This is a genomic window from Novosphingobium sp. TH158 (assembly GCF_002855555.1).
Classification (GTDB): domain Bacteria; phylum Pseudomonadota; class Alphaproteobacteria; order Sphingomonadales; family Sphingomonadaceae; genus Novosphingobium.
This window is the reverse complement of the sequence record NZ_PKRT01000001.1, coordinates 92,215-103,357: the sequence shown is the minus strand read 5'-3', so window position 1 is coordinate 103,357 and position 11,143 is coordinate 92,215. Positions and strand designations below refer to the sequence as shown.

Annotated in this window: 14 protein-coding genes; 9 read left to right on the top strand and 5 right to left on the bottom strand. The window is 65.9% G+C overall.

Translation table 11 applies throughout. From position 1 onward, the window contains the following. Positions 1 to 41: 41 nt before the first annotated feature. Complete coding sequence (locus tag C0V78_RS00615) at positions 42 to 404, bottom strand: hypothetical protein (RefSeq protein ID WP_101795963.1); 363 nt, start codon at positions 402 to 404, stop codon at positions 42 to 44. Between the two features lie 120 nt (positions 405 to 524). Continuing rightward, positions 525 to 2,120 carry a phosphoenolpyruvate carboxykinase gene (locus tag C0V78_RS00610; protein WP_101795962.1) on the bottom strand — a complete coding sequence of 532 codons (1,596 nt, stop codon included), beginning with the start codon at positions 2,118 to 2,120 and terminating at the stop codon, positions 525 to 527. A gap of 205 nt (positions 2,121 to 2,325) precedes the next feature. Here C0V78_RS00610 and C0V78_RS00605 point away from each other — a divergent pair, with 205 nt between their 5' ends. The 8 genes from C0V78_RS00605 (at position 2,326) to C0V78_RS00570 (ending at position 8,047) form a co-directional block, all read left to right on the top strand. Further along, positions 2,326 to 3,057, top strand: a complete 732-nt coding sequence (locus C0V78_RS00605) for a response regulator transcription factor (protein WP_101795961.1) — start codon at positions 2,326 to 2,328, stop codon at positions 3,055 to 3,057. A 46-nt stretch (positions 3,058 to 3,103) separates the two neighbouring features. Further along, positions 3,104 to 4,609, top strand: coding sequence for an ATP-binding protein (locus C0V78_RS00600; RefSeq protein ID WP_101798109.1), 1,506 nt, complete (start codon positions 3,104 to 3,106; stop codon positions 4,607 to 4,609). Further along, positions 4,606 to 5,025 carry an HPr kinase/phosphorylase gene (locus C0V78_RS00595; RefSeq protein ID WP_101795960.1) on the top strand — a complete coding sequence of 140 codons (420 nt, stop codon included), beginning with the start codon at positions 4,606 to 4,608 and terminating at the stop codon, positions 5,023 to 5,025. Before C0V78_RS00600 ends, C0V78_RS00595 begins: the two co-directional genes overlap by 4 nt. 66 nt (positions 5,026 to 5,091) lie before the next feature. After that, entirely contained in the window at positions 5,092 to 6,033 is a 942-nt protein-coding gene (gene rapZ, locus C0V78_RS00590; protein ID WP_101795959.1) for an RNase adapter RapZ, read from the top strand. A 64-nt stretch (positions 6,034 to 6,097) separates the two neighbouring features. After that, on the top strand, positions 6,098 to 6,502 hold the full coding sequence (locus C0V78_RS00585) for a PTS sugar transporter subunit IIA (RefSeq protein ID WP_101795958.1): 405 nt from the start codon (positions 6,098 to 6,100) through the stop codon (positions 6,500 to 6,502). Positions 6,503 to 6,507: 5 nt separating this feature from the next. Continuing rightward, entirely contained in the window at positions 6,508 to 6,786 is a 279-nt protein-coding gene (locus C0V78_RS00580) for an HPr family phosphocarrier protein (protein ID WP_101795957.1), read from the top strand. A gap of 4 nt (positions 6,787 to 6,790) precedes the next feature. Continuing rightward, positions 6,791 to 7,591, top strand: coding sequence for an RNA methyltransferase (locus C0V78_RS00575; RefSeq protein WP_254049765.1), 801 nt, complete (start codon positions 6,791 to 6,793; stop codon positions 7,589 to 7,591). A gap of 48 nt (positions 7,592 to 7,639) precedes the next feature. Next, entirely contained in the window at positions 7,640 to 8,047 is a 408-nt protein-coding gene (locus C0V78_RS00570; RefSeq protein WP_101795955.1) for an META domain-containing protein, read from the top strand. Here C0V78_RS00570 and rmuC read toward each other — a convergent pair. Next, positions 8,044 to 9,399, bottom strand: coding sequence for a DNA recombination protein RmuC (gene rmuC, locus C0V78_RS00565; RefSeq protein ID WP_101795954.1), 1,356 nt, complete (start codon positions 9,397 to 9,399; stop codon positions 8,044 to 8,046). The genes C0V78_RS00570 and rmuC overlap by 4 nt on opposite strands. Before the next feature lie 107 nt (positions 9,400 to 9,506). Between rmuC and C0V78_RS00560 the strand changes: the two genes are divergently transcribed. Then, positions 9,507 to 9,917: a four-helix bundle copper-binding protein gene (locus C0V78_RS00560; RefSeq protein WP_101795953.1), complete on the top strand. Its 411-nt coding sequence runs from the start codon at positions 9,507 to 9,509 to the stop codon at positions 9,915 to 9,917. A gap of 7 nt (positions 9,918 to 9,924) precedes the next feature. Here C0V78_RS00560 and def read toward each other — a convergent pair whose 3' ends face one another. After that, a complete protein-coding gene (gene def / locus C0V78_RS00555) occupies positions 9,925 to 10,494 on the bottom strand; it encodes a peptide deformylase (RefSeq protein ID WP_101795952.1) in 570 nt (189 codons plus the stop codon). Positions 10,495 to 10,525: 31 nt separating this feature from the next. After that, the gene (gene recR / locus C0V78_RS00550; RefSeq protein WP_101795951.1) at positions 10,526 to 11,122 is read right to left on the bottom strand and encodes a recombination mediator RecR; all 597 of its coding nucleotides are present in this window, start codon (positions 11,120 to 11,122) and stop codon (positions 10,526 to 10,528) included. Positions 11,123 to 11,143: the final 21 nt, after the last annotated feature.

The window sequence follows — 11,143 nt, the reverse complement described above, 5'->3', positions numbered from 1 at the left end:
ACCAGGTGCCGCGGCCTTTTGTTCAGGCTGGAAAATCCGCCTCAGGACTTGCCGCCAAGCAAGCCGCCCGCAAGCCCGGCCAGATCGTCGAGCGGATTGCCATCGCCATCGCGGTCCAGGATCCCGGAAAGGCCGGACAGTGCGGAATTGCCCTTGAGCAGTTCGGAAAGCTGGCCAACGCCGCCCTCGCCACCCAGGCTGCCAACGATCTCGTTCAGCGTGCCGGCATCAAGACCGGTCCTGGCGGCAGCGCCTTCGATCGTGTCGCCCGGCTCGGCATGGCTTGCGCCAAGCGCCGCAACCGCCTTTTCGGCCATGGCCGGATCGATGCCGAACTTCTCGGCGATGGAGCCGATATCGACATCGCCACCCAGCTGGCCAAGGATTCCATCAAGCAGACCCATTGCAAAAACTCCCACTGCAACAAGCGTGGGAGTCTGCGCCGGATCACCCGGAAATAAAAGTAAATTCGGGGAAACACCCGGGCCGGCAAGGCAGCCGGCCCAGGCCGTTTCAGTGCCGGATCAGGCGGCGACGAGCGCTGCGGCCTTCACCTTTTCGTCCACATAGTCTTCGAACTGAGCGAAGTTATCGGCGAACAGGCGAACCAGATCGGCTGCGGTCTTGTCGTATTCCGCCGCATCGGCCCAGGCGCCGCGCGGATCGAGCAGCTTGGTGTCGACGCCCGGAACCGAAACCGGCACTTCGAAACCGAAGTTGGGGTCCTTGCGGAATTCGACATTGTTCAGGCTGCCGTCGAGCGCGGCGTTGAGCAGGGCGCGGGTGGCCTTGATCGGCATGCGCTTGATCCCCGGCATCGTGGCCTTGCCGCCCGACCAGCCGGTGTTGACCAGCCAGCACTGCGCGCCGCCCTTGGCGATGCGCTCCTTGAGCAGGTTGCCATAGACCGACGGGTGACGCGGCATGAAGGCAGCGCCGAAGCAGGTGCTGAAGGTGGCTTCCGGCTCGGTCACGCCGATTTCGGTGCCGGCCACCTTGGCGGTGTAGCCCGACAGGAAGTGGTACATCGCCTGTTCCGGCGTTAGACGTGCGATCGGAGGCAGCACGCCGAAGGCATCGGCGGTGAGGAAGATGATGTTCGACGGCGGCGGGCCGAGGTTCTTCTCGCTGGTGTTCGGGATGAACTCGATCGGATAGGCGCCGCGGGTGTTTTCCGTCTTGCTGGCATCGGTGAAGTCCAGCTCGCGGGTTTCCTCGTCCATCGCCACGTTCTCGAGGATCGTGCCGAACATCTTGGTCGTCGCGTAGATTTCCGGCTCGCCTTCGGCCGAAAGGTTGATCATCTTGGCGTAGCAGCCGCCTTCGAAGTTGAACACGGCCTGGTCGGACCAGCCATGTTCGTCATCGCCGATCAGGGTGCGGCTGGCGTCGGCCGAAAGCGTGGTCTTACCCGTGCCCGAAAGGCCGAAGAAGATTGCGCTGGTGCCGTCGGCGCCGATGTTGGCCGAACAGTGCATCGGCATCACGCCCTGTGCGGGAAGCAGGTAGTTCAGCAGGCCGAACACGCCCTTCTTCATTTCGCCCGAATATTCGGTGTTGCCGATCAGGATCAGCTTCTCGGTGAAGTTGACCGCGATCACCGTGTCGCTGCGGCAGCCGTGGCGTTCCGGGTTCGCCTTGAAGCTGGGCAGGTTGATGATGGTGTATTCGGGCGCGAAGTTCGCCAGTTCGTCCGCCGTCGGACGGACCAGCAGGGTGCGCACGAACAGGCTGTGCCATGCCATCTGGGTGATGACGCGCACGTTGACGCGGTATTCCGGCTGGCTGCCGCCGAACAGGTCGGCAACGTAAAGCTCGTTCTGGCCCTTCAGCGCTTCGAGGAAGTCTGCCTTGAGGTTCGCCCAGTGATCGACCGACATGGGCTGGTTGATCTTGCCCCAGTTGATCGAGTCTTCGGTGGTGGCATCGCGGACCACGAACTTGTCCTTCACCGAACGGCCGGTGAACTTGCCGGTATCGACCAGCAGGGCGCCGTTCTTGGTGAGGCGGCCTTCGCCCTTGCGCAGTGCATGTTCAACCAGCGGGGCCGTGCCAAGGTTGGCATGGAGGGTTGCGCCGGTGGTGAGGCCCTGTTTGTCGAGCGAATAGGCAAGGGTCATGGTCTGGTCTGGCTCCCTTGTGGCCGGACAGCCCGAATTCAGGCGGTCAGACCACTATTGCGTGCGGCTGGATTCGGGGCGGCGCATAGTCCACCAAGGGGGTCCCGTCAAATTGGAGAGGGGGCAAAAACCGCAGAAATCCAATTGGTCTGACCTGTTTGCACGATGAATTGTCAGTCAGCGCGCAAGCGGCTAACCCGTGTCCATGGCAGAAACCCCGCCCTCCGAACCAAAGGTCATCGCGCTGGTCGATGATGACCGGAATATCCTGACAACGGTGTCAATCGCGCTGCAGGCGGAAGGTTTCGCCACGCGGGTCTATACCGACGGGCAGACGGCGCTGAAGGCGCTGCTGGAAAATCCCCCGGACCTTGCCATCTTCGACATCAAGATGCCGCGGATGGACGGCCTCGAACTGCTTCAACGCCTGCGCGATAAATCCGACCTGCCGGTGATCTTCCTGACCAGCAAGGACGGCGAGCCGGACGAGGCGCTGGGCCTGGCGATGGGGGCGGACGACTACATCGCCAAGCCTTTCAGCCAGCGCCTGCTCACCGCGCGGATCAAGGCGATCCTGCGGCGCAGCGATTTCGTGCGCAGCCATCCCGATGAAGGGCAGGAGGAAGACATGCCCGAACCGGTCCGCCGTGGCCGGCTCGAGATGGACCCTGCGCGCCACCGCGTGACCTGGGATGGCAAGGCGGTTTCGCTGACCGTTACCGAGTTCCTCATCCTCGAGGCGCTCGCCTCGCGCCCCGGCGTGGTCAAAAGCCGCAACCAGCTGATGGACGCGGCCTACAGCGACGACATCTTCGTCGACGATCGCACCATCGACAGCCACATCAAGCGGCTGCGGCGCAAGTTCCGCGAAGTCGACGCCGAATTTTCCGGCATCGAGACGCTTTACGGCGCGGGCTACAGCTTTGCCGAGGCTTGAGGAGGCCAGCCAGGACGAGCCCGACCGGCTCTACTGGTCGCGGCGCATGTCGCTGACCACGCGCATCCTGGCGGTGAACATCGTTGCCATCACGCTGGTCGCAGGCAGCCTGTTCTACCTCGATTCCTATCGCAACCAGCTTTTGTCCGAGCGATCGAAACTGGCCCGGTCCGAAGCCCTGATCATTGCCGACGCGCTTGCCGAAACGCCTCGCGCCGAGCGCCCGCCGCTGCTTGCCCGCATCGGCACCGAGCAGCAGCTGCGCCTGCGCCTCTACGATGCGCGCGGCCACCAGATCGCCGACTCCTTCCTGCTGGCCGACCCCAGCTTCACCTTCAAGGATCCGACGCGCGAACCCTGGCTGCAGGATGCGGCGCGCCTGCTCGATCGCAGCATGAACTTCGCCGTGGGTGCGCCCGAGGTGGCCCGCTATGTCGAGGCGGCTATCCCGACGGCCGATGCCTGGCCCGAAGTAGCCGAGGCGCAAAAACGCGGCGAGGCAATCGTCCGCCAGCGTCATGCGCCCGATGACACCCCGGTTTTCACCGCAGCCACGCCGGTGGGCGAGCGCGGGGAAATGCTGCTGACCACGCGCAATGCCACCGACATTACCCAGAAGGTGCGCGATGCGCGCCAGACGCTGGCGATCGTCGTGGGGATCGCGCTCGCCTTTTCGATCCTGCTGTCGCTGTTCCTTGCCCGCACCATCGTCCTGCCCTTGAAGGCGCTGGTGCGCGCCGCAGTCCGCGTGCGGCTGGGGCGCGACCGCGAGGTTGTGGTGCCCCGCCTGCCGGAGCGCGGCGACGAGATCGGCATGCTCGCCCGCGCCTTTTCCGACATGACCGCCGCCCTGCGCCAGCGCATCGACGCCACCGAAAGCTTCGCCGCCGATGTCGCGCATGAGCTAAAGAACCCGCTGGCCAGCCTGCGCAGCGCCATCGAATCGCTCGAAAAGGTCGAAGATCCCGCCCTCCGCCGCCAGCTGACCGAGATCGCCGCGCATGATGTGCGCCGCATCGACCGGCTGGTGACCGAGATTTCCGATGCCAGCCGTATCGACGCCGAACTTTCGCGCACCGCCTTCGAGCCGCTCGACATCGCGGCTCTGGTCCGGGCGCTGGCGGGCGAGCGCGCACAACGCGGTGCCGATGCCGGACGCGAACTGGTGCTCAAGCTTGGCAAGGGACGCGCCATGGTGATGGGCGATGCCGCGCGGCTGGAACGCGTGCTGCACAACCTGCTCGACAATGCCGTATCCTTCTCTCCCCCCGGTGGCCGGATCGACGTGCAACTGACGCGCAGCGAAGGCCGCATCCGCCTGACCGTCAGCGATGCCGGCCCGGGCATTCCGGCGGAAGCGCGCGAAAAGGTATTCGAACGCTTTCATTCGGTTCGCCCCGATGGCGAGGATTTCGGCAGCCATTCCGGGCTTGGCCTCGCCATTGCGCGGACCATCGTCGATGCTCACGAAGGCACCCTGGCCGCCTGCGACCGGCCCGATGGCAAGCCGGGGGCCTGCCTGATGCTGGAACTGCCCGAGGCGCTGGCGTGAGTGCGCTGCACCAGGCGAGCTGCGTCGGCATCGGTGGCCGCGGCGTGCTGATTGAAGGCGCACCGGGCTCGGGCAAGTCCAGCCTCGCGCTCGCGCTGATTGACCGGGGGGCGCAGCTGGTGGGCGATGACGGCATTGCCCTTGCCCGGCGTGACGACCGCCTGTTCGCCAGCCCCGCCCCGGCCATTGCCGGCCTGATCGAGGTGCGCAATGTCGGGCTGGTCGAGATGCCCTGCACTGCCGATGTTCCCGTCGCGCTGGTGATCGTGCTCGATCCTGAAGCGCCGCGCTTTATCGACGCGGCCGAGCCCTGCGAGCGTGGCGGTGCCGCGCTCCCCCTCGTGCGCCTCTGGCCGGAAAGCCCGGTCCTCCCCCTGCGCGCGGAACTGGCGCTGGAGAAGTACGGGCTCGGCTGATCGACCTGCCCCCTGACCCGTTGGACAGTGGACAAGCCACGCGCCCGCGCGCAAACAGCATGTCCCATGCCCAATCGCCAGACTGCCGCCGAATCACCGGAAAGCCGCCAGCGCGTGCTGCTTGTCACGGGCCTGCTTGGCGCGGGCAAGACCACGGCCCTGCGCGTCCTGGAAGACCTTGGCTGGGAAACGATCGACAATTTCCCGATCCGCATGCTCGGCCAGCTGATCGGCAAACCGGCTGAGACCGCCGAAGGGCTGCGCCCGCCACTGGCCATCGGGTTCGATTCGCGCACCCGCGGCTTCGATCCGCACGCCATCATCGACCGGGTGAAGCGCCTGGCCGACCGCACCGATCTTGAGGTGAGCACGCTGTTCCTCGACTGTTCGGGGCAGGAACTGGAACGGCGCTACAACGAAACCCGCCGCCGCCACCCTCTGGCCGCCGACATGCCCGCCGCATCGGGCATCGCCGCCGAGCGCGAGCTGATGGAGCCGCTGCGCCGCTGGGCGGACATGGTGATCGTGACCACCGACATGTCGACCAACGACCTGCAGCAGCAGGTGCGCGAGCGCTTCGCGCCTGTCTCCGATCAGGGCATGACGATTACCGTCTCCAGCTTCGGCTTCTCGCGCGGGATGCCCCCCGTGGCCGACCTGGTGTTCGACATGCGTTTCCTCGACAATCCGCACTGGGTGGAATCGCTGCGCCCGCTGACCGGCAAGGACGAGGCGGTGGGCGCACACATCCGCCAGGATCCCGCTTTCGACACGGCCTTTGCCCAGATGCGCGACCTGCTGCTGACGCTGATCCCGCGCTACGAAGCGCAGGGCAAGGCCTATGTCCACATCGCCTTCGGCTGCACCGGCGGGCGGCACCGCTCGGTGTTCACCGCCGAGCAGATCGGCGAGGCGCTGCGCCGCGCGGGCTATGCCCCCACCCTGCACCACCGCAATCTCGGCTCGCGCGCGGCGAATATCGTGGAAGGCGGTGGCAATCGGCCATGAAGCCTATTGAATTTCGATCTGAACAAGCCCATTTGCGCCCGTCAATTCGCGTTTGGGACCTCACATGATCGGGCTGATTCTGGTTACCCACGGCGCCCTCGCGGTCGAATTCGTCTATGCGATGGAACACGTTGTCGGGCGGCAGGAAGCCGTGGCGACGATCTGCATCGCACCCAATGACGACATGGAAAAGCGCCGCAAGGACATTGCCGATGCCGTCCGCAAGGTCGATTCCGGCAGCGGGGTGATCATCCTCACCGACCTGTTCGGCGGCACCCCTTCCAACCTTGCCATCTCGCTGCTGCGCGCGGGCGAAGTCGAAGTGATCGCCGGGATCAACCTGCCGATGCTCATCCGCCTGGCCGGTGCGCGCAAGACGATGGACGTGGTCGGCGCGGTTGCCGCCGCGCGTGAGGCGGGGCGTAACTACATCACGGTTGCTTCCGAATTTCTGGGGCAGGAGGCCTGAAGCGAATGGGGGAACTTCGCGAGACGGTAGAAATCGTCAACCAGCGTGGCCTGCACGCCCGGGCGAGCGCCAAGTTCGTCAACTTCGTGGCAAAGCTGCCGCCGGCCGTTTCCGTATCGGTGCACAAGGACGGCAACGAAGCGAACGGCGCCTCCATCCTCGGCCTGATGATGCTGGGCGCGGCCAAGGGCGATACGATCGAGATCGTCGCGCGCGGCGATGGTGCGGAAACCATCATGCCCAAGCTGGTCGGCCTGGTGCTGGACGGCTTCGGCGAGGACTGACCGCTTGCGTCGCCAGATCACCGGATTTTCCAATCCCACGGTCAAGTTCCTGCGCTCGCTGCGCGAAAAGAAGCACCGCAAGGCCGCTGGCAAGTTCCTGGCCGAGGGCCTGCGGCTGCTGACCGACGCGCGCGAATGCGGCCACCTGCCGGAAATCCTGGTCATGGCCGAGCGGCGCGATCCCCACCCGCTGCTCTCCGCGCTGGAGTCCGATGTCGTGGCTGCGGGCGGCGAGGTTATCGAAACGAGCGAGGACATCCTCGGCAAGATCACCGGCAAGGACAACCCGCAGGCCGTGGCCGGGGTCTTTGCCGAATTCGACACCCGGATCGAGAGCATCGAACGCGACAGCGCGAAGATCTGGCTGGTCGCGCAGGCGCTGCGCGATCCGGGCAACCTGGGCACCATGCTGCGTACCGGCGATGCCGTGGGTGCCGGCGGCCTGATCCTGATCGACGACTGCGCCGATCCCTTCTCGGTCGAAGCCGTGCGCGCCAGCATGGGTGCGGTGTTCACGCAGAAGGTGGCGCAGGCCCGCTGGGACGAGTTCATCGCCTGGCTGCGCGCCGGCCCCGGCCAGCTGGTCGCAGCCAGCCTGCGCGATGCCGTGCCCTATCGCGGCGCGCCCTATGCCGCGCCCTGCTTCATCCTGATCGGCAACGAATCGCGCGGCCTGCCAGAGGAATACGAACTGGCCTGCGACCTGCGCGTGACCATGCCGATGAAGGGCCGCGCCGACAGCCTTAACGCGGCGGTCGCCGGAGCCGTGCTGGCTTACGAGGTGCTTGACGCGCTCGACCGCTGAGCCAGCCCGTTCAGCCTGCGATCAGGTGCGCGCGCACAACCTGCCGCCATGAAGATCAAGGCCTTCCTGCTCGCCCTGCCCGTGCTCATCGCCTGCGCACCGCCGCCCAGCGCCACAGTTGCGCGTCTGCGCGATACCAGCTGGCAGCTAACCACGCTCGACGGGGCAAAGGTCAGCAACGATCGCGCCCGCCTGTCGTTTTCCGGCAACCGCCTCAGCGCCTCGGTCGGCTGCAACGGCATGGGCAGCGAATGGAAGCTGGAAGGCGGCAAGCTGGTGGTCGACGGGCTGGTCGGCACGCGGATGTACTGCGAAGGGCTGATGGCGCAGGAACAGGCGCTGTCCACCCTGCTCACCTCGCGCCCGCGCATGGCCGTGCTGCACCACCGCCTGACCATCACCGGTGCTGGCCACAACGCGGTATTCACCCGCGCCGGAACGCCGCCGGCTGACTAGGCCGCAGCCTCGTCATTGGCGGCACCGGCAGGCGGCAGCGCGGCCGCTTCGGTAACCTCGCCATGGCGCGGCTGGGCTTCCACCAGCGGCACGTCCTCAACCTCGCGCTTGCCGATCGCCACGCCCTTGTCGCGCAGCTTGCGGGCCGAACTTTGGACGTTGCGCTCGAACGAGCCGACGAAATCGTTGTACTTGCGCACGGCGCGGTCCAGCCCGGCGCCGACGCCCTTCAGGTGTTCGCCGGCCGTGGCGATCCGTTCGTAGATCTCGGTCCCCAGTCGCCCGATCTCCATCGCCTCCTGCGCCAGCTTGTCCTGCGTCCAGACCATGGCGACCGTGCGGGCAATGGCGACAAGGTTGGTCGGCGTGGCCAGCAGCACCCGGCGATCGAACGCGAAATTCCACAGGTCCGGATCGTGTTCGAGCGCGGCGGCGACGAAATGTTCGCCCGGCACAAACATCACCACATAGTCGGGCGCTTCTTCGAACTGCGCGTGATAGGCCTTGGCGCCAAGCTGCTGCACATGGTTGCGCATCGAAGCCGCATGGGCAGCGAGGAAGCGGATGCGATCATCCTCATTATCGGCGGCGAAGGCATCCTGGTATGCATTGAGCGAGACCTTGGCGTCGATGATCAGGCTCTTCTGTCCCGGGATACGCACCACTGCATCGGGCCGCAGGCGGCCTTCGGCAGTATCGACCGAGTGCTCGGTCACAAAGTCGGTATGTTCCGACAGCCCGCACTGTTCGAGCAGGTTCTTCAGCTGCTGTTCGCCCCAGCGACCGCGCGCCTTGGGGGCATTGCGCAGTGAATTGCCGAGCCGCGCGGCTTCCTCGCGCACCTTTTCCTGCCCCATGCGCAGCTGCTCGATCTGGCCGAAAAGATGGCCGAAGGCATCGACTCGCTGCTTTTCCAGCGCGCCCACCTGTTCTTCGTAGGAACGCAGACGCTGGTCCACCGGCGCCAGCAGCGCCTTGAGCCGTTCCGCGCTCTGCTTCTCGCTTTCGGTAAAGCGCTGTTCGGCGCGCTCAAGCAGCGCGGCCTGCGCCTGCCCCAGGATCTTCGCCCCTGCCGCCTCGAACTCCCTCTTGAGGTTCTCCTGCGCCTCGATCAGCGAGCGCTTGGTTTCCTCGAAGGCGGCGGCGTTGGCCTCAAGCGTCGCGACGCGGATCGAGGCATCGCCCAGTTCCTTGATCGCGCGGCGGAATTCCTCCTCGCGCGATTTTGCCGCCTGTTCGGCATCGGCCAGCCGCGCGCGCAGGTCTGCGGCCGGGCGGCCTCCAAGGAACCAGCCGAGCGCCAGGCCGATGGCGAGACAGGCAATGATGGCGACAAGCGAAGGAATGTCCATTCGCCGGAACATATACCGAACGCCGCCGCGTGCAAGGGGAGGTTGCAGCAAGCTGTGGAACGCGCGTGGCGTTCACCGGTTTGCCCTCCCCCACAGGAGTCCGCCCCATGTCCATCGAAGCCATGATTTCCGAACACCCGCAGGTCGGGAGCGATTACAACTCCACGCTTGGCACGGCGGTCAAGCACGCCGTCGATTGCGCCGCCATCTGCAATTCCTGCGCCGATGCCTGCCTGGCCGAAGCCATGGACATGAGCCAGTGCATCCGCCTGTGCCTCGATTGCTCGGATGTCTGCACGCTGATGGCCCGCGCCGGGATGCGCCGCACCGGGCACGACCGCAACCTGATCCGTTCCATCCTGGCGGTCTGCATCGAGGCCTGCACCGTCTGCGGCATGGAATGCGCGCAGCACAACAACCCGCACTGCCGCCGCTGCGCGCAGATGTGCCGCGAATGCGAGGAAGCCTGCCGCGCCGCGCTGACCGCGCTTAACCGCGAGGTTCACGCAGAAAGCTGAGCGGCCGTCAGGCGGCCTTGCGCAGCTTTTCCAGCTTCTTGATCGCCATCTGCCGCTTCAGGCGGCTAAGATGGTCGATGAAGACCACGCCTTCCAGGTGATCCATCTCGTGCTGCAGGCAGATGGCAAGCAAGCCTTCCATCTCCTCTTCATGGACCTTGCCATCAAGATCCTGCCAGCGCGCGCGGATGCGGCTGGGCCGCTCGACATCGGCGTAGATCTCGGGAACCGAGAGACAGCCTTCGGAATAGACCGTATGCTCTTCCGAAGCTTCGAGAATTTCGGGATTGATGAACACCCGCGGCTCTTTCTTGAGCGGCTGGTGCGTGTGTTCGTGCCCGCCGTGGGCGGTGCAGACTTCCGGCTCCGCATCCGGGTCCTCGGGCTGAAGGTCGATCACGAGCAGGCGGATCGGCACGCCCACCTGCACGGCGGCAAGGCCGATGCCGGGGGCATCGTACATCGTCTCGAACATGTCGGCGACGAGGATCTTGAGCTGGTCGTCGAAGGTATCGACCGGCACGGACACCTGCTTGAGGATGGGATCGGGGATTTCGCGGATCGGGAGAATGGCCATGGGCGCCAGATAGGGCCGCAAGCGCGCGCAATCAACCCACAGGACGCCTTGCCCTGAGCGCCTGGGCCAAAGTGCCCTCGTCCAGGTAGTCAAGCTCGCCCCCCACCGGCAGGCCATGGGCCAGCTGGGTGATGCGCACGGGCATGCCTTCCAGCCTTTCGGCGATGTAATGCGCGGTGGTCTGGCCTTCGAGGGTGGCGTTCATCGCAAGGACTACCTCGTCGATGCCGCCCGCTTCGACCCGTTCGAGCAGCTTGCCGATCGACAGGTCTTCCGGCCGCACGCCTTCCAGCGCCGAAAGCCGCCCGCCCAGCACATGGTAGCGGCCGGTGAACAGCCGCGCGCGATCAAGCGCCCAAAGGTCTGCCACGTCCTCCACCACGCAGAGCGAGCGCGCATCGCGCCGGGGATCGCCGCAGATGCCGCAGGGGTTGCAGGTATCGACATTGCCGCAGGTGGAGCATTCCACCAGCCGCTCCTGCACGTCGCCCAGCGCTTTCAGCAATTGCACCAGCGCGGTTTCGCGCCGTTTTACCAGCCACAGCACCGCGCGCCGCGCAGAACGCGGCCCCAGCCCGGGAAGCCGGGCGAGTGCGGAACTCAGTGCCTCGATCTCTTGCGATGCCATGCGCCGAGGCTTAGGGCGTTT